The sequence below is a fragment of the Streptococcus sp. VTCC 12905 genome, assembly GCF_049893385.1.
Classification (GTDB): domain Bacteria; phylum Bacillota; class Bacilli; order Lactobacillales; family Streptococcaceae; genus Streptococcus; species Streptococcus suis_AA.
This window is the reverse complement of the sequence record NZ_JBMVJC010000021.1, coordinates 14850-38733: the sequence shown is the minus strand read 5'-3', so window position 1 is coordinate 38733 and position 23884 is coordinate 14850. Positions and strand designations below refer to the sequence as shown.

Annotated in this window: 21 protein-coding genes and 1 pseudogene; 12 read left to right on the top strand and 10 right to left on the bottom strand. The window is 39.6% G+C overall.

The features are described from left to right. Window positions 1–299: 299 nt before the first annotated feature. Window positions 300–503 (bottom strand): KTSC domain-containing protein, encoded by a 204-nt coding sequence (locus tag ACPC58_RS08015; RefSeq protein ID WP_171989270.1) that lies wholly within the window; start codon window positions 501–503, stop codon window positions 300–302. A 1057-nt stretch (window positions 504–1560) separates the two neighbouring features. Here ACPC58_RS08015 and ACPC58_RS08010 point away from each other — a divergent pair. The 3 genes and pseudogenes from ACPC58_RS08010 (at window position 1561) to ACPC58_RS08000 (ending at window position 5122) form a co-directional block, all read left to right on the top strand. Beyond that, the gene (locus ACPC58_RS08010; protein ID WP_254451611.1) at window positions 1561–2007 is read left to right on the top strand and encodes a thioredoxin; all 447 of its coding nucleotides are present in this window, start codon (window positions 1561–1563) and stop codon (window positions 2005–2007) included. A 162-nt stretch (window positions 2008–2169) separates the two neighbouring features. Beyond that, a pseudogene (locus tag ACPC58_RS08005) lies at window positions 2170–3691 on the top strand (flavocytochrome c). Window positions 3692–3775: 84 nt separating this feature from the next. Further along, the gene (locus ACPC58_RS08000) at window positions 3776–5122 is read left to right on the top strand and encodes a metallophosphoesterase (RefSeq protein ID WP_434065720.1); all 1347 of its coding nucleotides are present in this window, start codon (window positions 3776–3778) and stop codon (window positions 5120–5122) included. 39 nt (window positions 5123–5161) lie between these two features. On the opposite strand, the gene ACPC58_RS07995 is transcribed toward ACPC58_RS08000, so the two are convergent. Then, window positions 5162–6379: a GHKL domain-containing protein gene (locus ACPC58_RS07995; protein WP_434065719.1), complete on the bottom strand. Its 1218-nt coding sequence runs from the start codon at window positions 6377–6379 to the stop codon at window positions 5162–5164. 141 nt (window positions 6380–6520) lie between these two features. Between ACPC58_RS07995 and ACPC58_RS07990 the strand changes: the two genes are divergently transcribed. From ACPC58_RS07990 to nrdI, 7 genes are all read left to right on the top strand, one after another. Further along, the gene (locus ACPC58_RS07990; RefSeq protein WP_274504394.1) at window positions 6521–6850 is read left to right on the top strand and encodes a glycosyltransferase family 2 protein; all 330 of its coding nucleotides are present in this window, start codon (window positions 6521–6523) and stop codon (window positions 6848–6850) included. Between the two features lie 290 nt (window positions 6851–7140). Further along, a complete protein-coding gene (locus tag ACPC58_RS07985) occupies window positions 7141–7551 on the top strand; it encodes a glycosyl transferase family 2 (RefSeq protein WP_434065721.1) in 411 nt (136 codons plus the stop codon). A gap of 78 nt (window positions 7552–7629) precedes the next feature. Then, window positions 7630–8541: an aldo/keto reductase gene (locus ACPC58_RS07980; protein ID WP_277837610.1), complete on the top strand. Its 912-nt coding sequence runs from the start codon at window positions 7630–7632 to the stop codon at window positions 8539–8541. 9 nt (window positions 8542–8550) lie between these two features. Next, complete coding sequence (locus ACPC58_RS07975) at window positions 8551–9003, top strand: GNAT family N-acetyltransferase (RefSeq protein WP_434065718.1); 453 nt, start codon at window positions 8551–8553, stop codon at window positions 9001–9003. Between the two features lie 230 nt (window positions 9004–9233). After that, window positions 9234–10985: an aspartate--tRNA ligase gene (gene aspS, locus ACPC58_RS07970; protein WP_277837609.1), complete on the top strand. Its 1752-nt coding sequence runs from the start codon at window positions 9234–9236 to the stop codon at window positions 10983–10985. Continuing rightward, window positions 10972–11910, top strand: a complete 939-nt coding sequence (locus ACPC58_RS07965; protein ID WP_412080658.1) for a YitT family protein — start codon at window positions 10972–10974, stop codon at window positions 11908–11910. Before aspS ends, ACPC58_RS07965 begins: the two co-directional genes overlap by 14 nt. 78 nt (window positions 11911–11988) lie before the next feature. Continuing rightward, entirely contained in the window at window positions 11989–12444 is a 456-nt protein-coding gene (gene nrdI, locus ACPC58_RS07960) for a class Ib ribonucleoside-diphosphate reductase assembly flavoprotein NrdI (RefSeq protein WP_024396321.1), read from the top strand. A 147-nt stretch (window positions 12445–12591) separates the two neighbouring features. Here nrdI and pulA read toward each other — a convergent pair whose 3' ends face one another. The 6 genes from pulA to ACPC58_RS07930 form a co-directional block, all read right to left on the bottom strand. Next, window positions 12592–14643 carry a type I pullulanase gene (gene pulA, locus ACPC58_RS07955; RefSeq protein ID WP_434065717.1) on the bottom strand — a complete coding sequence of 684 codons (2052 nt, stop codon included), beginning with the start codon at window positions 14641–14643 and terminating at the stop codon, window positions 12592–12594. Between the two features lie 23 nt (window positions 14644–14666). Then, entirely contained in the window at window positions 14667–15650 is a 984-nt protein-coding gene (locus tag ACPC58_RS07950; RefSeq protein WP_434065716.1) for a LacI family DNA-binding transcriptional regulator, read from the bottom strand. Between the two features lie 9 nt (window positions 15651–15659). Continuing rightward, window positions 15660–16442: a hypothetical protein gene (locus tag ACPC58_RS07945; RefSeq protein ID WP_434065715.1), complete on the bottom strand. Its 783-nt coding sequence runs from the start codon at window positions 16440–16442 to the stop codon at window positions 15660–15662. Window positions 16443–16503: 61 nt separating this feature from the next. Further along, a complete protein-coding gene (locus tag ACPC58_RS07940) occupies window positions 16504–17346 on the bottom strand; it encodes a sugar ABC transporter permease (protein WP_434065714.1) in 843 nt (280 codons plus the stop codon). Between the two features lies 1 nt (window position 17347). Beyond that, window positions 17348–18643: an ABC transporter permease subunit gene (locus tag ACPC58_RS07935; RefSeq protein ID WP_434065713.1), complete on the bottom strand. Its 1296-nt coding sequence runs from the start codon at window positions 18641–18643 to the stop codon at window positions 17348–17350. Window positions 18644–18760: 117 nt separating this feature from the next. Then, window positions 18761–20020 (bottom strand): extracellular solute-binding protein, encoded by a 1260-nt coding sequence (locus ACPC58_RS07930; protein ID WP_434065712.1) that lies wholly within the window; start codon window positions 20018–20020, stop codon window positions 18761–18763. A gap of 305 nt (window positions 20021–20325) precedes the next feature. Here ACPC58_RS07930 and malQ point away from each other — a divergent pair, with 305 nt between their 5' ends. Then, window positions 20326–21846: a 4-alpha-glucanotransferase gene (gene malQ / locus ACPC58_RS07925; protein WP_434065711.1), complete on the top strand. Its 1521-nt coding sequence runs from the start codon at window positions 20326–20328 to the stop codon at window positions 21844–21846. A gap of 90 nt (window positions 21847–21936) precedes the next feature. On the opposite strand, the gene ACPC58_RS07920 is transcribed toward malQ, so the two are convergent. Next, complete coding sequence (locus ACPC58_RS07920; RefSeq protein WP_274504385.1) at window positions 21937–22068, bottom strand: hypothetical protein; 132 nt, start codon at window positions 22066–22068, stop codon at window positions 21937–21939. 108 nt (window positions 22069–22176) lie between these two features. Here ACPC58_RS07920 and ACPC58_RS07915 point away from each other — a divergent pair, with 108 nt between their 5' ends. Next, window positions 22177–22701: an ABC transporter permease gene (locus ACPC58_RS07915; RefSeq protein WP_171989255.1), complete on the top strand. Its 525-nt coding sequence runs from the start codon at window positions 22177–22179 to the stop codon at window positions 22699–22701. Between the two features lie 36 nt (window positions 22702–22737). Here the strand turns inward: ACPC58_RS07915 and ACPC58_RS07910 are convergent, their stop codons facing one another. Further along, window positions 22738–23652, bottom strand: a complete 915-nt coding sequence (locus ACPC58_RS07910; protein WP_434065710.1) for an SH3 domain-containing protein — start codon at window positions 23650–23652, stop codon at window positions 22738–22740. Between the last annotated feature and the right edge of the window lie 232 nt (window positions 23653–23884).

The window sequence follows — 23884 nt, the reverse complement described above, 5'->3', positions numbered from 1 at the left end:
GGGACTTTTTTTCTACACTAAAAAAGGCTCCATAATCTCTACAGTGGATTTACCCACTACAGAAATTATAGAGCCATTTAATAGGCTTTTTTTGGTGTTAACTTTTGATATTTTGCACTTAGCTTCGATTTTAGCTGAGTTTATAGCGAATTAACTGCCGTTTCAAAGAATGAGACGGCTTTTTCCCTTCTCCAATAGAGTGATTGTTCGTATTAAATGTCCTGGCAAGATTGATGTAGCCAAGTCTATATTATAGGTCTTTGGTATCCAGGTCCACATAATGTCCAAATGCTGAGAGTTTATTCACTCACTCGGATGAATGCATGGGTTTTACCTATCCGCCTCACTTTTTTGTCAATGGCACCAGTTAGAGAGCGAATGTAGTCAGCCTCAGATACATCTTTGTATTGATGAATCAGACCAGACACATATTCTACTTCCATTATTTCATTTTCCCACCCAATAGACTTGACCATCCTGGCTTTTACATTTCTACGCAGCACTTTATTTCCTCTCTTAATCGAAAATGCTCCATACAATCTATACGAATACGTTGGAGAACTTCCCCACAGTATAGGCTGAAGGAATGGAGTCAATTCCTACTCAATAAGTAGTTGTTGGTAGCTATAAAGCTATTATATCATAGCGAAAAGCAGGGAGCGTTTCAAAAGCAACGAATATGTTAGAAAAGTGTGTGTTGAATAAAAGAGTTAATACTCAATGAAAACCAAAATCCGACTTGCTCCAAAGGTTCGGGGAACCTTTGGAGGTTGGAAATAAGGCGAACAAAGTTCGCTACAAAAAGATTCGGGGAACCTTTGAAGGTTGGAAATAGGCGAACGTAGTTCGTTTCGCTCAGATGCAGATAGAACTCTGTTCCTTTTATCTTTCAAGGGAACAGGCTGAGGCCGGGCAGAAAGTCAAGCCTCGCTTCTCGAGTTCGTGTCAACATCTCAGCGCAGTGGTTGATTGGCTTTAACAATCTGGGAGACTGTTAAAGGTAAGAGATAAGATTTGCACAGCAAATCTCAGCAGTTCGTGTTTCACACTCCAAATCTGACCACTACGGCTGATGCGAACGAGTTCGCTTCATTTCCAACCTCCAACAGTCACCACTCTGACTGCTGGAGCTATGCGGGGGTGGGAGTTTAAAAGGTCTAGGAGACCTTTTAAAGTTGGAGATATAAGCTGACGGCAGTCAGCTCACATAAATTGAAGTCTGGGATAGACTGTTTCAGCTCAACAACTTAAAACAAAAAATTGTTGACGAACTCTTTTTAGACTGGTCGAGTCTTTCCCGCTCCCACTCATCAAATCAAGTCAACAACATTTGATATTGATTTTCGCAGAGTATAAATTGATGATTGTAGGGAAAACTGCCGATTCTCTAGCTCATTGGATGAGATATTTTTTGCATTACCTTACTACGAGTCTACGATAGAGAATTTTTACTTAATTTTGATATAATTAACTTATTAGTAGGGTTTTCAAATTGTATTTCCTATTACCACCGTGTGGCAAAAAAATAGAATGTACAATCAATTGATTAGGAGATTTATCGTGCGTAAATATATTGTTTTGCTTTTACTTAGTATTGTTGGAATTGGGGCATCCGTATTTCTTGTCCGACAATCCTCTAGTTCAACAGAATCGGAATACCGTCAGGCAGTGAAAGCGTATCAGACTATTTCCATTAGTGAACTGGAAGAAAAATTAGATCGGCAAGATGATTTTATCCTGTATATTGGGAGGGAAACGTGCCCTTATTGTAGAGCATTTGTGCCTAAACTAACCCAAGCTGTTGAAGAGACAGGGAAGACAGTTTTCTACCTTGATAGTGAGAATGATCCAGATGGGAAGATTGATTTATTTCGTCAGGTAAGCGGTTTGAAGACGGTACCTAGTCTGACATATTTTAAATCAGGAAAATTGAATGGCTTGTTAAGAAAAGGAAGTCAGGCTTCCCAAGATGAGATAAAGCAATTCCTGCAGTTGCTAACTGAATAAATTAAATAAATTGCACAATTTTTTGAGTAAGTTGTGCAATTTTTTCATACATTTTTTTGTTGACAACCAGAAACATTGTGAAAATTATTTCAAATAAGATTGAAAAATATTTCACAATCTAGTGTATATAATAGTTGTAACAGATAAAATTGGAGGTTTATCATGAAAAAGAAAACGTTGTTAGGCTTGTTTATGAGTCTACTTGCTGTAGTATTTTTGGTTGCATGTGGAGGTAAAACTGAAAAGACTACCACATCATCATCGTCTACAAGCTCTTCTTCATCAGAAGAAGCTGTATCAGGTGCATCTGTGAAAGAATACACTGATCCATCTGAGTTGAAAGATAGCTATGATGTTATCGTCGTTGGTTCTGGTGGTGCAGGGATGTCTGCTGCTATCTCACTCAGCTAAAGATGCTGGCGCTAGTGTTGTTTTATTGGAAAAAATGCCTGTAATTGGTGGGAATACAGCTAAATCATCAGCTGGTATGAACGCTTCACAAACTAAATTCCAAGAAGCGGAAGGTATTGCTGATACCAATGATAAATTCTATGAAGAAACCCTTAAAGGTGGTAAGGGTACAAACGATCCTGAATTACTACGTTACCTTGTAGATCATTCTGCTAGTGCAATTGACTGGTTGGACGGAATGGGGATTACCCTTAGCAACCTTACTACAACTGGTGGTATGAGTGAGAAACGTACCCACCGTCCAGCAGATGGTTCAGCTGTTGGTGGCTACTTAGTAAATGGTCTTTACCATAATCTTGTTGAACGTGAAGTACCAATTTTTGTAAATGCAGATGTGACAAAACTGCAAGACAAAGATGGTGCCGTAACAGGTGTTGAGGTAGAAATTGCTGGAGAAAGGAAGAAAATTTCAGCAAAAGCAGTTGTGTTGGCTACGGGTGGTTTTGGGGCAGACTTAGAAATGGTTGCAAAATTCAATTCTGCCCTTGAAGGCTATGTAACAACTAACCAACCTGGTTCAACAGGTGACGGTATTGCGCTTGCTGAATCAGAAGGTGCAGCAACTGTTGATATGGATCAAATCCAAATTCACCCAACCGTAGAGCAAGAAACCTCTTACTTGATTACAGAAGCAGTTCGTGGTGAAGGTGCTATTCTTGTCAATTCTAAAGGGGAGCGCTTTGTTAATGAGTTGGAAACTCGTGATAAAGTTTCAGCAGCGATTAATGCTTTAGATCCTAACTACGCTTACGTTATTTTTGATGATGCTTTGAAAGATCGTGTGAAGGCAATTGCTCAATACGAAGAAAAAGGACTTGTAAAAACGGGTACTACTCTTACAGATTTGGCTAAAGAAATTGGTGTACCTGGGGATACACTTCAAACAACACTTGATACTTGGAACAAGGCTGTAGCGGATAAAAATGATGTGGCATTTGGTCGTACATCTGGTATGGATCATGCTTTGGATACAGGTTCTTATCATGCGATTAAGGTTGCTCCAGGTATCCACCATACGATGGGTGGTGTGAAAATCAATACCAATACTCAAGTATTGAAGACAGATGGTTCAGTAATCTCTGGTCTTTATGCTGCTGGTGAAGTAACTGGTGGTGTTCATGGTCAAAACCGTATTGGTGGTAATGCTGTAGCAGATATCATAGTATTTGGTCGTCAGGCTGGTGAGCAAGCAGCAGGATTTGCAAAAAAATAATAAATGACTAAAGGAGTTAGACAGATTAATTGTCAAACTCCTTTTTCTTGTCGCTCTTTCTTTAAGATGGTATACTTTTAGGGTATGAAGAAGAAAATGATATTACTGGCAGGTAGCTTAATTTGTTTGATGGTAGTCTGGTCAGTTATGACAGGTCAGCGTCAGCAATCCTATGCCGAGGCTGAATTAACAGACCATGATAAAATTTGGATCATCACTGATTTACATTATTTATCACAAGATTTATTTGATGATGGAGAGGCTTTTTCCTATATAGAAAAAACTGCTGCTGGTAAGGATTTGAGCTATGGAAAAGAGCGGATGGAGGCTCTGGTTGAACAAGTAGAGCGTGAGCATCCTTCTTTGCTACTAGTTAGTGGTGATTTGTCTCTCAACAGTGAAAAACAGAGTATGGTTGAGTTGGCCCAATATTTTACACAGATTGAAGAAAAAGGAACGGAGGTTTTGGTCATTCCTGGCAACCATGATATTGCCAGTGGATGGGCTAGAGACTTTAAAGGAAATCAGCAGGAAGTGACGGATCAAGTTACCGCTCAGCAATTTGAAAATATCTTTGCTGATAACGGCTACCTACAAGCCAGCAGTCGTGACCAAGCCTCATTGAGCTATCTGGCCAAGCCATTTTCCAATGTATGGTTTCTGATGATAGATAGCAACATCTACGCTAGTGGGCAAGGAGATGGCGCACCGACTACTAATGGACGTATCAAAAAAGAGACCTTGGATTGGATAGAAGTACAGCTTCAAGAAGCCAAGGAAGCTGGAGTGAGCCTGATACCTGTTGTCCATCACAATGTCTTGCAAGAGCATGCTATGCTCTCAAAAGGATATACCTTGGATAATGCTGTCGATTTGAAGGCTTTGTTCAATCAATATGGCATTCAATTTGGTTTTTCGGGACACACGCATTCTCAGAATATTGTTGAAGAAGACTTGGGGCAAGTCAGCTATACTGAAGTGGTCAATGGTGCATTTTCTATTTACCCAGCTGTTATCGGCCAATTGAGCCTTGATGATACAAGCATTCACTATCAAAAAACTCAACTTGATATGACTTCGTGGGCAGAAAAGCACCAGCCTAGTGATCCAAATTTGCAGGATCAGGTAAGCTACTTACAAACCGTCTTTGACAGTACCAGTGATATTATGGTGCACAATGCTTTGAACGATGAACGTTGGTATGATGGCGAGACAGCGGATGCTATTTCACAATTTATCATGCCAGCCAATCGTGCTTATTTTTCAGGAGAAAAATTGGATCAGACTTGGCTTGATGAGACAGTATTTCCAAGCCAAGCCTATCAGACCTTGCAAGCAGTGTCACCGAGAAGTTTCTTAGCTGACTATCTTGATGTGATTATAAAACGGAGTCAAAATCGAGATGTAGAGCAAGTGACGGTTTCTAAATGACGAATATAAAGAAAAACCCCGCCTTTAAACGGGATTTTTCTATGCTTGTAAGGGGAGAATGATTTTTAGTTGCACCCAATTATCTTCCTTGCTAAGTGTGAGACTGCCACCGTATTTATTGGCAACATACTCCATACTCTTAAGACCGAATCCGTGATAGTCCTTATTTGTTTTTGAAGTTTCAGGGAGCTGTCCTGTGGATAAATCTAGTGAAGAAGTATCGTAGTTGTCTAATCGAATGATGAGAAATTGCTGATGGCTAGTAACCTTTAAAGTAATCAAGCGTTGTTCGGTGTTATCTATTTTTTTCACAGCCTCGATGTCATTGTCAATGGCATTTCCAAACAGAGCTGAAATATCCATTACATCCATAAAATGGAGGGCCTCTCCCTGAACAATACAGGTAAAGTTAATACCATTTTGCAAACAGTAATAATTTTTTTGGCTCAAAATGGTGTCAAGAACAGGATTTCCTGTTTCAATCTTTGCATCAAGTGTCTGGATCACCTCGCTGATTTCCTCTAGGTATTGTTCCTTTTTGGTTTTATCAGGTTCTTGTTGGATGATGGCCAGTTGATGCTTCAAATCATGGACCTTACGGTCAAGAATCTCACTGTTTTCACAATAAGCTTGGTATTGCTTGTATTGAAGTTGAAACATATTATTGATAGAAGTCAACTCCTGCCGTAAATAGCGATCGTATTGTTGAGATTCTTGGGTGAATAGGAGCAGAAGACCAGAGAGGTTGACGGTTGTCCGGAGGATGAAAATGCTGCTGGTCGAGTCTTGAAATTGGCGCGTGCCTGAGAGGATGAAACCAATATTACTAAGAACAAAGATAGATAAGGTTTTAAAGACAGCTACCGTCACATCTCGCTGCTCAATGAATTCATCCAATTCTTCTAATTGACCCTTTTTATCTTGTAGATAGATGAGCCAGTAAGAAAGTAGAGAAGTTATCAACAGAAATAACCCCTGTGTCCACAAGTTATCCACAGGTTGTTGATAAATCGTCAAACAGTAGAGATGCCAAGTAATGGAAGCTACTAATTCGGCAATAATAAAGGCTTTTGCTGTCAAATAGAGACTAGCCCTCTTGTGGATAACTCCAAGCAATCGAATGGAAACAAACATCCAAGCGATATTGATGCCCATTCCCACAGTCAAAAAAAAAACAAAGGGAATTTGCCAGCCACAAGTTGAAGTAAGATTTGTATGAGGAAAATCAGGAGGATACGGAACTGTTTGCGTGACCATTTTTCAGACAAAACAAGTGAGGAACAGACCAGTAGGCAGGCCAAGCTTTCTGTTAGAGCAGTATAGAAACGTGGAATATCAGGGAAGTTAATCATAGTAGGCTATCTCCATAGTAACAAATCGTGTCAAATGGAGAGAAAGATGACCTTACTAAGTATTGCCATTCCGAGTTATAATTCGGAGACTTACCTTCATTACTGTGTTCATTCCCTTGTAATGGGTGGTGACAAGGTTGAAATTCTGATTATTAACGATGGGTCGACTAACGATGGGTCGACCCATCGGACTCAGGAAATCGCAGAGGGACTAGAGAATCAATTTTCAAACGTACGTGCCATCTATCAGGACAATAAGGGCCATGGCGGAGCTGTAAATACAGGGATACGTGAGGCCAAGGGTAAGTACTTTAAAGTGGTGGATTCAGATGACTGGGTTGATACCAGGGCCTATTTGAAGATCCTAGAGAGTTAGCAGGCTTTGGGAGATGAAAATACGCCAGTTGATGCCTTTATCTCCAACTTTGTTTAGGAAAAAGAGGGACAATCTCGTAAAATATCCATGTTTTATCAATTCACTCTGCCTGAGAACCGTATATTCGGCTGGGAAGATGTTGGTGCCTTTCCAAAGGAACAGTGTACATGATGATGAATTCCTTGATTTACAGGACTGAGTTGTTAAGAGAGGTCGGTCTCGTTCTACCTGAGCATACTTTCTATGTGGATAATATTTTCGTATTTACCCCTTTGCAGGCTGTGAAAACCATGTACTATCTACCAGTAGATTTTTATCGTTACTTTATTGGGCGAAATGACCAGTCTGTCAATGAGTCCGTCATGATTAAACGAATTGACCAGCAGTTAAAAGTCAATCGGATTTTAGCGGATGATTTAGATTTAGAGGCAATTGATAATCCTGATTTACGAAGTTATTTGCTCAATCACGTGGAAATTACTACCATTATCTCCTGTGCACTTCTCAATCGTGCGGGAACAGCTGAGCATATGATGAAAAAGCAAGAATTATGGCACTATATTCGGGATAACAATCCATCTCTATTTAAGATCGTTCGAAAAGGGTTACTCGGTCAATTAACTAACCTTTACGGTTACCCAGGACGAAAAATTTCCAATGCTGTCTACAAAATCGCTAAAAGAATTTACGGTTTCAACTAAATGACAATAAAACTCAGTTATGGCTGAGTTTTTCTGTTATAATGAACAGAAGAAAAACGTTTACAAGGAGTATTACCTATGCAAGAATTAGGACAAACAGGCTTACAGGTTTCCCGTATTGCTTTAGGCTGTATGCGAATGGCCAGTTTAAATGAAAGGGAAACGGCAAATGTTATAGAAACTGTGGTGCAACACGGCATCAATTTTTTCGATCATGCAGATATTTATGGTGGTGGTGAGTCAGAAATACGTTTTGCTCAGGGAGCAAAATTGGCAGGATTGAAACGTGAGGACATGCTCCTCCAATCAAAATGTGGTATTCGTAAAGGCTATTTTGATTTCTCAAAAGAGTATATTTTGGAATCTGTAGATGGGATTTTGAAGCGCTTGGATACGGAATATTTAGATGTTCTCGCTTTACATCGTCCGGATGCTCTAATGGAAGCAGAGGAAGTAGCTGAAGCCTTTTATCTCTTGAAAAAAGCGGGGAAGGTTCGTCATTTTGGCGTTAGCAACCAAAACATTTACCAAATCGAGTTACTGCAATCCTATCTCGATCAACCGCTAGCAGTCAATCAATTGCAGCTCTCTCCTGCTCACACGCCTTTGATTGATGCTGGATTACATGTCAATATGAAAGATGATGCTGCGACTATGCGTGATGGTGGGCTGATTGACTATTGCCAACTTAAAAAAATCACTATCCAAGCCTGGTCTCCTTTCTTGATTGATTTGCAACGAGGTATTTTTGCCAACCATCCAGATTATGTTCTTTTAAACCAGACCATTGGGGAAATAGCAGAGCGATACAATGTTTCACATGAAACAATTGTCGTAGCTTGGATTTTGCGTCATCCAGCAAAGATTCAAACCATTGTTGGGTCCATGAATCCGGAGCGCTTAAAAAAGATTGCGCAAGCAAGTGAGATTACATTAACTAAACCAGAATGGTACGACATTTATAGAAGTGCGGGCAATATTTTGCCGTAGGAGGCAACTATGCAGTGGGAAATAAAAGCATTTGACCAACTAAGTTTACAGGAGCTTTACACTATATTGACGATGAGAACCAATGTCTTTGTTGTTGAACAAGCCTGTCCCTATCCTGAATTAGATGGAAAAGATCCAAATTGTCTTCATCTCTTAGGAACCATCAATGGGGAGTTAGTTGCATATCTGCGTATTTTACCAGCTGGCCTAAGATATGATGAAGTTTCCATTGGACGTGTGGTCGTCAAGCCTAGTCATCGTGGCAAAGGTTTAGGTCGTCTAATGATGGAGCAGGCAATTCACTGTATTACAAACGAATGGAAAGAAAGTCAGATTAAAATCGGTGCCCAAGCCTACCTAGAAAAATTCTATCAATCCCTTGGCTTTGAACCAGTTTCAGAAGTCTATCTAGAGGACGATATTCCGCATCTAGATATGTTGTATAGTAAACCAGTCGTTTAGGGCTGGTTTTTTTAGCCTGTATTCACGAGTAAAATTATATAAGAGATAGTTTTTGAAGGAATACTGACTAGATTTTGAAAAAAATAAGGCTGAGTAGCTGAATAAAAAGTCTAAGATAGGAGTGTTAGACGGTGAATACAGGTTCTTAGATTTTTCTCGGCAATTTCCCCCAAAAATCAGCCATTTTATGGTAGAATGAATAGGTATAAAATCAGTAAAAGAGGAAGAAAATGAAACGTTCTATGTACGCTGGACGTGTTCGTAAGGAACATGTCGGACAGGAAATTACTTTGAAGGGTTGGGTTAGCCGCCGTCGTGACTTGGGTGGCCTGATTTTCATTGACTTGCGTGATCGGGAAGGCATTATGCAATTAGTGATTAACCCTGAGTCAGTTGAAGCTGATGTGATGGCGAAAGCTGAGAGTCTTCGTTCTGAATTCGTTATCGAAGTATCGGGAACGGTTGTGGAACGTGAACAAGCCAATGACAACATCCCAACAGGAGCTGTTGAATTGCAAGTAACAAGCTTGACTGTGTTGAACATGGCTAAGACAACACCATTTGAAATCAAGGACGGCATTGAAGCCAGCGATGATACCCGTCTTCGTTACCGTTATTTGGATCTTCGTCGTCCAGAAATGCTCAGTAACTTTAAATTGCGTGCTGCAGTAACTCACAGTATTCGCAACTACTTGGACGACTTGGAATTTATTGATGTGGAAACGCCAATGTTGACAAAGTCAACACCAGAAGGTGCACGTGATTACTTGGTACCATCTCGTGTATCCAAAGGGCATTTCTATGCCCTTCCACAAAGTCCACAGATTACTAAGCAGCTTTTGATGAATGCTGGTTTTGACCGTTACTACCAAATCGTTAAGTGTTTCCGTGATGAGGATTTGCGTGGAGATCGTCAACCTGAGTTTACACAGGTTGACTTAGAAACCTCATTCTTGAATGAAGTTGAAATCCAAGACATTGTAGAAGGATTGATTGCTAAGGTCTTGAAAGATACCAAAGGAATCGAGTTGTCCTTGCCGTTCCCTCGTATGGCATATGAACATGCTATGAACTTTTACGGTTCAGATAAACCAGATACTCGTTTTGAAATGCTTTTACAAGACTTGACAGCTACTGTCAAGGAAGTTGACTTCAAGGTCTTCTCAGAAGCGCCTGTTGTTAAGGCCATTGTGGTCAAGGGTGCGGCGGATAGCTACTCTCGTAAAGATATTGATAAATTAACAGATTTCGCGAAGCAATTTGGTGCTAAGGGCCTTGCCTGGGTGAAAGTTGATAAGGGAGAATTAGCTGGCCCGGTTGCAAAGTTCTTGACAGGCATTACAGAAAACTTGACAGCTAGTTTACAACTTGAAGACAAAGACTTGGTTCTTTTTGTAGCTGATGAATTGGAAGTAGCTAATAATACCCTGGGGGCTTTGCGAAATCGCTTGGCTAAGGAACAAGGCTTGATTGATGAAAGCAAGTTCAACTTCCTCTGGATTGTAGACTGGCCAATGTTTGAGTGGTCTGAAGAAGAAGGGCGTTATATGAGTGCGCACCACCCATTCACCTTGCCGACAGAAGAAACAGCTCATCATTTGGATGGTGAATTGGCGCAGGTGCGTGCAGTTGCCTATGATATTGTTTTGAACGGTTATGAATTGGGTGGCGGTAGCCTTCGTATCAACCAAAAAGAAATGCAAGAACGGATGTTCAAGGCTCTTGGTTTCTCAGCTGAAGATGCGCATGAGCAGTTTGGTTTCTTGCTAGAAGCTATGGATTATGGATTCCCACCGCACGGAGGCTTGGCTATTGGTTTAGACCGTTTTGTGATGTTATTGGCTGGTGAGGATAATATTCGTGAAGTCATCGCCTTTCCGAAGAATAACAAGGCCTCTGATCCAATGACCCAGGCACCAAGTACGGTTGCCTCAGCACAATTAGAGGAATTGGCTTTAGATATTAAACTTGAAAATGAATAAATTTTTCAGAAAACAGCGTGTACTCTTGTTAAGAAAGGCCAGAAAAAATAAATTTTGGTCGGTAATTTCGGGGATTTCTCGGCAAAAATACGCAGAACGGATATCGGGCTCCATTATTTATGGACTCCTATCTAGTATCGCGGTGAATTTTTTCTTTAGACCTGGGAATGTCTATTCGTCTGGAGTCACCGGACTAGCACAAATTGTTTCTGCATTATCAGCCTCTTATGCAGGATGGAATATTCCTATTTCTGTAGTCTATTACGCTCTTAACATTCCCTTGTTGATTTTGGCTTGGTATAAAATTGGCTACAAATTTACCATCTTTACTTTTATTACGGTATCGTTTAGTTCTTTCTTTATCCAATTTATTCCACCAGTTACTCTGACGACAGATCCTTTAGTCAATGCTATTTTTGGTGGTCTCATGCTGGGAACTGGGATTGGATTTGCGCTTAGGAACAATGTATCCAGTGGTGGTACAGATATTGTTTCCATTATTATTCGCAAGAAGACGGGACGACAAGTTGGTTCCATTTCCTTGATTGTCAATATTATGATTATGTTGATAGCAGGAATGACCTTTGGTTGGCAATACGCGTTGTATTCAATGGTTGCACTGTTTATCACCAGTCGAATGACAGATGCGATTTTTGTGAAACAAAAACGGATGCAGGCCATGATTATTACCAGTCATCCTGATCGCGTGATTAAGATGATACAAAAGAAGCTTCATCGAGGGGTAACCATTATCAATGGTGCCGAAGGTGCGTATAATCATGAGCAAAAGACAGTGCTGATTGCGATTATTACACGTGCAGAATTTAATGAATTTAAACATATTATGAAAAAAGCTGATAAATCTGCCTTCATTTCAGTAGCAGACAATGTAAATATCATCGGTCGCTTCGTGGAAAGCGACTAATTGACAAACACAATATATAGGAGTAAAATATTATTTATATCCTATATGTTGTGTTTTTTTAGTGAAAAGAGGAAATGTATGAAGAAAAAAATTTATTTAGTTTACATTAGCTTAAGTGGCAATACAGAAAGTTTTGTGAAACGCCTAAAGTCTTTTTTCCAATTTCAGACAGACTGGGAGATTGAATTGGTCCATGTCAAAGATTTGGTCAAACAAGATATTCCCTTCTATCCGCTAGATGCACCCTTTGTCGCCTTTTTACCGACCTACTTAGAAGGTGGAAATGGAGTAGACAACGGAGATGTGGAAATTCTGACCAATCCTCTCGGAGATTTTATCGCTTTGGGGACCAATGCAGAGCTCTGTTTGGGTGTCGTTGGCTCAGGCAACCGAAATTTTAACAACCAATATTGTCTGACTGCCAAGCAGTATTCTGAGCGATTTAATTTTCCTGTCATAGATACCTTTGAACTCCGTGGAATGCAAAATGATATAGAGCGAATCGGTCGAAAAATCATTGAATTGATGAAATGAAAACAGTCACGGATTACGGGACTGTTTTTTTTGTCAAAAAAAAAAAACTCACCAGCGCAACCAGTGAGTTTTAAGGAGATTATGAAAAATATTTGGGATTGAATATAGTATACCCTAGGTGATGAGTTCTTTCATCAGTCTAAAGCCCTATTTATCTTCCAAAATACAAATACTTTGTCCTGCGATGGTGATTTTTTGTTGATCATGTTCTTCAACTGGAGAATAGTTGTAGAGAACAGTCTTGTCTTGATCACGTTCAAAAGTAAAGTCACTATCCGCAAAATTAATGATAAACTGAATAGTTTTTTCTTCGCTAATGACCTGGTATCGGAGGACAAACTCAGTTAACCAGTAGAAATCACATGTTTGTTGAATACTTTCGTAATTGTCTTGGCTAAGAATTGGATTGTTTTTACGGAAAGCAATTAATTCCTGAATGAATTCAATATGTTCCTTGTAATGAATAGCTCTTGTCCAATCTAAGCGGTTAATTGTATCAGAGACATTGTATGTATTTTCAATCTCATCTTTTGTACGGAAAAATTCTTGTCCGCTATGAATAAAGGCCATACCCTGAGAAATCAAAATCAGTTGAAGTCCAAAGCTAGCAGCACGTTTTTGTTGGTGAGGTGTCCAGTTTGGATTTTCAATATGGAAATAGTCAAATGCAGTAGCATTATCGTGGCATTCAATATAGTTGAGAGATTGTTGCGGTGTTAAGAAATGAGTGAGACGGCTACCTGTTAAAAGATGCTGAACCTTTTCATGTAATTGTTTCTCAATCAAACGGTTCGGATTAAGTAAGAGCTTCTTGAAAGTATCACGATAGTCGTCATTGAAGAAACTGATATTTGGTAATTGTGCCGCATTGTATTGGTGAGCAAGTTTGTCATATTCTAGACCAGTAGCCATCTTCCAACCTTCACCATAGAGATAGACATTCGGATGCAGAGCAACTAATTCAGCTTGAATCTGGTTGATTGTTTCACTATCTAAAATATCCATTAAATCGAAACGGAAACCATCAAAGCCATAGATTTCTAGCCACTGACGAACTGACTGTTTGATGTAGTTTCGGACCATGCTTCGTTCGCTGGCAACATCATTGCCACAGAATGTTCCGTCTGTACGCATACCATGCTCATCATAACGATAGAAATAACCAGGAACGATGAGTTCGAAGGCATACTTTTCCGCGTTATAGACGTGGTTGTATACAACATCCATGATAACGGAAATGTCTGCATCATGATAGGCTTGGATAGCTTCCTGTAATTCTAAAATGCGAGCATAAGGATCGTTCGGTTGACTAGAATAGGAACCTTCAGGCAGATTGTATTGCATAGGGTCGTAGCCCCAGTTGTAAACAGCTTGTGGTTTGTTTTCATCTACACTACCAAAATCAAAGACAGGCATTAATTGGATATGGGTAACACCTAAATCCTTGACATAGTCCATTCCCAGCTTCATTCCATCCATGAAAGGAGATTCTGTTAGGCCGATGTATTGACTGCGATGGTTAAAACCAGCCTCTTTTTGCCATGAGAAGTCACGGACGCTCATTTCGTAGATAACTGCTTGAGAAATTGGAAGCTGAGTATTTGCACGTCGAATGCGATGAAGTTTATCAGGATTAATCACGTAGCTATTGCCGGAATTTGCCTGAGAAGAAAGGGCATATGGATCATGAACGGAGATCCATTCTCCATTTACCTTATGGAGATAGTGGTAACTTTTAGTTTCCAAATCTCCCTCTACTGTGACTTCCCAAACACCTTTTGATCCCCTAGTCATCGCATACGGATTACCCTCAAGAACGAGAAATACCTGTTTAGAAATAGGAGCCCACAGCCTGAATGTAGTCGCTTCTAAATGATAGTTTGCACCCAAATCGTTTCCGTTATAGGTGTAATTTTGTTCAAAAATAGCAGAGCGGACAATATGACCGTAACCCAATTCAATTTTATTGCGGTCTTGATCATAGACGGTATAGTCTTTATCCAATGTTAAAGCGTGCAAGCTAGTTAAATAGTAGATGATTTGATTATCTACTTCTAAACAAGAGTGTATAAAGAGTTGAGATGTAGCATCATTTGATTCAAGTGAGAAACTCATATGTTCAGAGTCAAATCGTTTCTCCATGACCAAGCGAATGGTAGCTTCATCATCAAGAAATGCTTGGAATTGTCGTAAAGCCATGAGCCAAAAGGCTCCTTTCTATGTTAAAGTTCAATAATTTTATGTGGAATGACACGACGGTAGCAAACTTGCTTACCTTGTTTGTTGTCACTGATGATTTGATGCAGCGTATTGAAAGCAACACGTCCCAACTTAATCGCGTGGACATCTACGTAGGCATCAATATCTAGTTTTGGTTTGACAGAGTCAAAGGAAATGATTTGCAACTTAATATTTTCCTCGTTGAGGTATTTAACAACCCCTTCAGCCACGGAAGTATCGGTTGTGACGATTGCTTCCAAGTCTTGTTTGAGAAATTTTTTTGAGATTTTATAAGAACTATCTTCAAGCAAGAAACCAGACACGAATCTTACTTTGTTTTCATCCAGTGGAATATTGTGTGATTTCAATGCATTTTTGTAACCTAAGTACCGGTCCTGTGATACGACCAGCTCCTTGTTACCAGCAACAAACGCGATATTCTTGTAACCTTTATTGATAAAGTAGTTTGTTGCCTCAAAACCAGCCTGAATATTATCATTATCGACGAGAGAGATAAAAGGAGAGTCAGCTTTACCCAAAATTAAGAAGGGGAAATTATGCTGGATGGCAAGTTGCACTAAAGGATCATCAGGTTTAGAATACAAGAAAATTAATCCATCAACACGTTGCCCGTAGACCATCTGCGAAATAGCTTCTAAACGTTGCGCCTCATTCTTCCCAGTAGAAATCTGGATGGCGTAGTTGTGATCAGCAGCTACTTGAGAAATCCCCCGCAATACAGTTGGGAAAAAGGGGTTTTGATAGAAAACATCTGAATCATCAGGTAAAATTAGACCAATTACCTGGGTGTAGCTACTTACTAAACTACGTGCATTTAAGTTTGGATGATAGTTGAGCTCAGTCATCGCTTTGCGGACGAGGTCTTTTGTTTTTTGGCTAATAGCAGAGCTATTTTGAATAACACGCGTCACAGTAGAGGGAGACACCCCTGCTAATTTTGCGACGTCTTTGATTGTTGCACGCATAATAATCTCCTAGTTCTCATCTCTGAATTTTGTTTTGAAAAATACCCATAATAAGCATAGTACAAAAAGGATATTTTGTAGAGTCAAAATAGTAGTAATTGGCTGGCCAAACAAACCAATTAGGCAGGCAATAATCGTCGGAAAACCTAAACAATTTAGAGAAAAATTGTAACATTCAGCGAAGCTTCTAAAATGGAAAAGGCGTGATTTTTTTGTTAAGTAAAGGAAGAAACTGGCACCTAATAGGATAAATAGTAGGTTGAATGCCAGAATAAATGAAGATACCAATGTCACACCGAGCCCAACAACTGCTTTATTGGCTTGATACCAGTTTTTTGAGATCGCAGCGCGAAGCTGCTCTTTGTTAGCAAAGTCATCTGTAGACATGCCACCATAAGTGATTTCTGCTAATACATCTTGACCTTTTCGAATGATCAGGTTACTCTCTTTGAATTGGAATGAGAAGTCTGTACTATTGCTAACAGTGTCTCCGAAAGTAACTTGCTCCCATTGTTTGGTACCAGTGTAAACGAATTTTCCTCCAGTTAATTGACTATTGGCGTGAAGGTCGGTTACTACATCATCAGATAAGGGTTGGTAAATTCCCTCAACAAAATTATCAAGTGGATAAGTCTCCAATGAAAAGGTTTGTAAGGTTGGGGGAATCACAAGGAGAGCAACTAAAAAGATTGTTGTAAATAGACGTTGCCAAAGGTTCATTAGTTTCCGATTGGCAAACATTTTTCTAGGTGTGGTAATGCTGGAAAAATATGAAAATGGATATGGTAGCATAAATTAGTCCTTTCATAGATATCATAGCCCACCCATAAAAAGGGAAAAGGGTGGGACAAGATTAACCCTTGTCGCCACCACTTGTAAGACCAGATACAAAGTTCTTTTGTAGGAAGAAGAATAGAATACTGATAGGTAGGGCAATCAGAATCGCACCTGCCGCAAAGTATGATATCTTAAGATTCTTAGGATCGCTGATGAAGGTTTGTAGACCAACGGCAACGGTATAGAATTCTTTTTCACGAAGCAAGAATTTTGATAAAATATAGTCCCCGAAAGGTCCCATGAAAGCCCAAAGTGCTTGTATCGCAATCATTGGACGAACTAAAGGCAAAACGATTTGCCATAAACGTCTGAAGTGACCAGCACCATCTAGCTTAGCAGATTCGTCTAATGAAATTGGAACTGTATCAAAATATCCTTTCATGAGCCAAGCATTCATTGGAATACCACCGCCAATATAAAGGAAGATGAGGAACCAGCTCTTGTTTAATGCATTTAGCATGAGGGCCATAACGAAGAAGGCGGTCAAGGCAGCCATCGTCGGTACCATTTGAATAATCAAGAAGAACACCAAACTTTGTTTACGAGCCATAAAGTTGTAACGGCTATATGCATAACCTGCAAGGACAACGATACTTGTTTGAACAATCATTGTAACGGTAGCAATAATCAGTGTATTCAAGTACCAAGTTCCATACAGCGTTTCATTAAACAAACCTAGGAAGTTATCAAACGTAAAATTAGTAGAACCATCCAATTTGAAGGCAACCAAGTTACCAGATTTGAAGGCAGACATAACTGTAATCAAAAGCGGATAGATAATAATAATAGACAGTGCAATCAAATAGAGATAAGTTAAAATATGATTGAGTCTGCGTCTAAATTTTACAGATAGTTTCATCTTAAACATCCTCCATTTCAAATGCGTTTAGTTTCTTGAATGCAACCATTGAGATACTAATAACAATCAATGAGATAATCAAGGTAACGGCAGCGGCCATTGAGTATTGAGGGGATGTACCAGTTGTCAGTTTATAAATCCAAGAAATCAGGATATCTGTTGACCCTGCGCCACCACCGACACTACCAGGACCACCATTATTGAAGAGGTAAATGATAGAGAAGTTGTTGAAGTTGAATGTATATTGACTGATTAGAGTTGGTGCTGCGACAGCCAAGATCATTGGGAAAGTAATGTTGGTGAATTTTTGAATAGCATTAGCACCATCCATATAAGCAGCTTCGTACAAGTCATTTGGAATTGATTGTAGAATACCAAGTGTCAATACGTAGATATATGGGAAACCGAGCCATGCCTGCATCATAATCAAGGCGACTTTAGTCCAAAATGGATCAGTTTTCCAAGGGATTAAGAAATTATCAATAAATGGTAAGAATTTACTCAAGAAAGGTAATACTTGTGTATTAATGGCACCCACACTATCGTTAAACATGTTACTGAATGACAAGATAGTTACGAAGGCTGGAACCGCCCATGGAAGCAAGAAGATAACACCAAAAATACGTTTTCCTTTGATAAATGGTTGGTTTGCAATGACAGCTGTCAAGATACCGATAACAATTTGGGCAGTTGAAGCGCAAAGAGCCCAGATCATGGTCCATCCAAGTACAGAACCAAACGCTGTACGGAAAGTACTCAATTTCCAAATATTTGTAAATTGAGTAAACCCAACCCAGTCTAACAATGCACCAGGAGGTAAATGCTTAAAGTCATAGTTTGTAAAAGCGATAAACAGTGTTACTACAACAGGGAAGATGATAGCAAAAGTCATCGCAATATAAGATGGAATAATCAACAAGTAAGGGAAGCCATTTTCATAGACTCCTTTAATCATATCTTGCAAAGAAGTAGTAACTGGATGACCAGCATTCCATCGCTTAGCAGTACTGTGAGCATCTTTTAGGTTCAGTGCATAAAACGCCAAATAAACAACTGTTATAATCAAATGGAAAGAACCACGAATCAACATGAAAAGAGAGTTATCTTGGCCACGTTGACTACCTAAAGTGACGAGATTTCCGAGTTCACCAGCAGCAATTGTAATAAAGTAGATTAGAAAAGCAACCGACACCCCTAGAAAAATATATCCCTTTGCTTTTTGTTTATTATAGATTTGCCCAAGACCTGGAATCAGGGACAAAAGGAGGGCCTTGCCTGGATTTTGTTTCATAGTCATAGTCTCCTTTGAGAATAGGAGTTAGTATATTATCCTAATTTTTATTACTAACACCCTTGAGTAAATTTAAGTAATAAAGTAGACTGGGAAGAATTCCCAGTCCAACTTTAAACTTGACTAGTTGCTGTATTTTTGAGCAATCTCATCTTTAATAGCTTTTACAGCATCTGTTGCAGCAGTTTTAGCGTCTTTAGCACCACTTGCTACTTCGAAGAGCATGTTACCAGCTGGTGTCCAAACTGAACCCATTTCAGAGATGTTTGGCATTGGTTGAGCTGAAGCGAATTGGTTGATAACAGCAGTTGTCAACTCATCGTTTTTGCTTACTGCGTATTCACGAGCTTCAGTGTTAGCAGGAATTTCATTTGTAGCATCGTAAAGTGATTTTTGTTGATCTGTAGAAGTCAAGTAGTCAACAAATTTTTGAGCCAACTCTGGGTTTTTAGAACCTGTAGGGACAACCCAAGCTTTACCACCACCAAATGTTGCGTAGTTTTCGCCATTTGGAAGAGTTGGGATAGTAGCTACACCGTAGTTCACACCAGCTTCTTTATATGAAGCTGCTTTCCAAGGACCTTCGATGATTGCTGCAGCTTTACCTTCAGTGAATTGAGTATTGATCAAGTTGTTAGCAGCTGTGCTATCTTGAAGACCTTGAGGCCATTTTTCATACCAAGTTTTAGCATATTCAATCGCTTTAACAGCACCATCGTTTGCAAGACCGATGTCTTCTGGGTTAGTACCGTTATCACCGAATACGTAACCACCGTAACCTGCTAAAAGACCGTAAGTGTAGTAGAAGTTTGTCCAGTCAGCAAGGAAGGCAGTTGTTTTACCAGTTTCACCTTCAAAAGCATATTTGCTATCTTTAGCTAATTCTTCTAATTCAGCAAATGTTTTAGGTGCAGCTGAAACTAGATCTTTGTTGTAGTAAAGAACAAGTGTTTCGATAACTGCAGGTGAACCGTAAACTTTACCGTCGTTTGTTACAAGAGCAGTTGTTGTATCATCAGTTTTGCTGCTGTCAGCAAGTGTCAATTCTGATAATTGACCTTCAGAACCAAGGCTACCTACGCGGTCGTATGGTGCCATCATAACGTCTGGAGCTGAACCTGATTGGTTATCCAATGACAAGTTATCCAAACCAGTCAATGCATCACCAGTTTTAACTTTAACAGTTACATCGTTTTCTTTTTCAAAAGCAGCTTTGACATCATTGATGTAAGTTTCATAACCTTTGTCAATGTAGATTGTCAACTCTTTGCTTTCGCTAGCAGCGCTAGATGAAGATGTTGATGAATCTGAGTTTGAGCAAGCAGCCAAAACAGCAGTTGATGCAGCTAGAAGAGCAACGCTCTTGAGAAGTGTGTGTTTCATATTTTTCCTCCAAGAATAAAAATAGTGATGATACGCCTGCTAGGTGCAAACGTTTTCCTAATGTGCCTATATTATACACCAATGCACACACGTTTGCAAGCGTTTTTATAAAAAATTTTAAAAAAATTTTTTTAGTGCAATTTTGGGCAACTAGTTTATCAACATATATAATAGAAGAAAGTGAAATATTTCTCCAACTTTTAAAGAATTAAATGAATATTGCTTGATTTGTTTAGACCTTAAGTATATAATATAACGAGAAAACGTTTGCACTATCTGTTATAGTGGGAGAATAGGGGATATAAATGAAACAACGTCAAAGTGGTGTGCTCATGCACATCTCATCATTACCGGGAAAATATGGAATTGGTTCAATGGGGCAAGCAGCTTATGATTTTGTTGATTTTTTAGTTCGCACAAAGCAACGCTATTGGCAAATTTTACCGTTGGGAACGACTAGTTATGGAGATTCTCCATATCAGTCATTTTCGGCATTTGCTGGTAATACGCATTTTATTGATTTCGATATATTAGTCGAAAAAGGTTGGCTACAATCAGAAAATTTACAAGATATTGATTTTGGTCAGAATCCTGTAGAAGTAGATTACGCAGCAATTTTTCAAGCTCGTCGGCCATTATTAGAAAAAGTAGTTGCGAATATCAAAGCGCAAGGATTGCCAGCTGAGTACGGAATTTTCTTGACGGAGAATGATTTTTGGATCCATACATTTGCTGAATATATGGCCATTAAAGAGCACTTCGATCTCAAACCCTGGACTGATTGGGAAGACCAAGGAGCTCGTTTGCGTCATCACGACACTTTGGAACACTACCGTCACTTGTTGGCAGATCGAATTGATTATCACCGCATAACACAATATTTATTCTTTTCACAATGGAAGGCTTTAAAGGCTTACGCCAATGCCAAAGGTATTGAGATTGTTGGGGATATGCCTATTTATATCGCGGCTGATTCTGCTGATATGTGGGCCAACCCTCATTTCTTTAAGATAGATGACGAGGGCAAGCCTAGTGTTGTTGCTGGATGTCCACCGGATGCCTTTTCGGAAATCGGTCAGTTATGGGGTAATCCAATTTATGACTGGGAAGCGATGAAACAAGATGGCTTCACTTGGTGGGTTGCACGTTTACGAGAATCCTTCAAGTTATACGATATGGTACGTATCGACCACTTTATCGGCTTTGCCTCTTTCTGGGAAATTCCAGCAGGTGAAAAAACTGCTGTAAACGGGTACCGTGTCGAAGCACCAGGTTTTGAATTATTTGATACGATCAAACGTGAACTTGGTGATTTAAATATTATTGCTGAGGATTTGGGCTCTGTGACGGACAAGGTCATCCAATTGCGTGATACGACAGGTTTTCCTGGTATGAAAGTTTTGCAGTTTGCCTTTGACCCTGAGGGCGACAGCACTGAAATGCCACATAATCATTCGAATAATGTGGTGGCATATATAGGTACGCATGATAATGATACGATTCTTGGCTGGTATGAAAATGAAACGACTCCTGCTTCACGTGCATTCTTAGATAAGTATAGCAATCGACGTGATGGTGAAACGGTCCATCACGCCCTCTTCCGCCTTCTCTTTGGATCCCCAGCCTTCATGGCTGTTGTAACCATGCAAGACCTACTTGGCTTAGACGGTTCTGCACGCATGAACTTGCCAAATACACTTGGTGGCAATTGGACATGGAGAATGACGGCGGATCAACTGACACCAGAGATTGAAGCGGAATTGCTAGACCTTACAGAAACCTATCGTCGTGTTAATGTGCATTTGGTTAATGAAAAATCAGAATAAAATGAACTCCTCTAAGTAACTGACTTAGAGGAGTCTCTGTTATCTCTGTTTACGGACATAGAGCCAGTAACGAATCCAGTAGTAGGTGGTTTAGAGTAGGCAGGCTACGATAGTCCAAATGAAAAATGTATTCAGCACTTTAGCAAGACTTGGCAATAACCAGTTAATCAGTAGCGTAACTACAAAAATAATCACTCCGATATAGGTGGGTAATTTCTTCATGATTTTTCCTCCTTTGAATTTAGTATAACAAAATTATATTTGTAGTGAAATGAAATATATGATTGACAAAACAAAGATATAATGGTAAAATAATATAAGGAGGTTCATATGAAAAAACCAATTCATTTATATATTCTTGTTACTCTATCAGTTATCCAAAGTTTGTTAAGAGGATACTCAGCTTTTTTTGCAAAATATGATGAAGAATCGGCACGACAAATGTTTCAAAATTTGAACGTCACAGGACTAGATGAGACAATTTTTGATTACTTGAAAGAGTCATTTCTTTTCCAAACCAATATCATCAATAAGGGGTTAGTAGTTGTTCTTCTGTTCGCTGTGATTGCAACGATTGTGTTACTGTTTCTGAAACGAAATGAACAAGCTTCTTATACTTACTTGGGCTATCTTTTTGGAACTCTGGTGTTTTCAACCTATGCATTTATTGGTTCGAAAGGGGTGGCACAGGTTTATACCGATGCAGTCATGCGTCAAGGGGTAGAATCTCAAGCTATGCTTGGATATATTTTTCAAGTAGTGCTGTTTGCTATCTATTTTGGGATAACAATTTTCTTCCATTTGCGTAAACCAAAAGAAAAACCAAGCACAGCCGTTAATTCAACAGATATATAATTCAAAAAAGCGCAGTCGAAAGATTGCGCTTTTGAGTTAAGAAATAGCTATGTAGCGTCGTATGCCTGAATAACTAATATAGCTAATCCACAGCCGACCATCAGCAGTTATAAGCTTGTCGTAGTGCACCGTGGCGCCGACATCGTAGTAGGTGATTTCAGGACTGGACAATTTCGGAGCATTTCGAATGCTGGAGCGTATTTTTACTCTATAGGTTCCCGATGATGGGAGTTGGGGCAAGGAACTTGTTTGGTGGGATTGGCTCAAGGAATAAACTGGGATATAGCGCTGAACCCCTGAATAGCTGATATAACTAATCCAAAATTGCCCTTCATCTTCTATAACCTTATCATAATATACCTTCTCACCGTTCTCATAGTATCCAACGGTCGTACTAGCCTGGGTAGCTTGAGATTTTATAGGAAGACGACTGGAAAATGTATAGACTCCAGTGGATGGAAGTTTTGGCAAGGCAGAAGAAGATAAATCCTTAAAGTGGATGTAGCCACTGACGGAGTGTCTATTAATGGTTCTCCGATTGTATTTGTACTGATAACCGTAGTTATACTCTTCAATTTCTACAGTGTCTCCATATACTGCCGACACCCAAGCAACATGCATGGGCGATTCCCACCAAGCGATAGCTCCTACAGCAGGTATCATATCCACCTGATATCCCTCTTGTCTAGCGCGATGACCCCAGACATTGGCGTCACCATAGGCAGGTGGTAGTGTAAATCCGTTGACCGTACTGAGTCGAAAGGCAGAGAAAGAAGTGCACTGTCTGGTATAGAGTCTCCAAGGGTCTACGGCATTGATGGCAGTATAGGGATAATTATCCCCAAGAGTAGTGGCGGAAGCAAAAAACGACGAATGTATAAGGAAATAGATGATACAAGCCGTTATCGCAAGTTGATAAATGGTTCCTTTCTTTTTAAAAAGATTGTTCATGAATCCTCCTTCTAATAGATGTTGAGGTACTAATGATCCCTCTTGTAGTCATTTAGTTTATCTTTGATTACTTCGACGCAAGAGGAAACTCCGTTTCCTTATTTCCAACTTCAAACACTCCACTGGATTGTTTGAACTCGCTTTGCCGTACTTCAGTACAGTCTGCAGTTCGTTTCCTTGTACCAAAAGCAAACTAAACGACTATATCTATTTATTCGTAACGCCGAAAGCA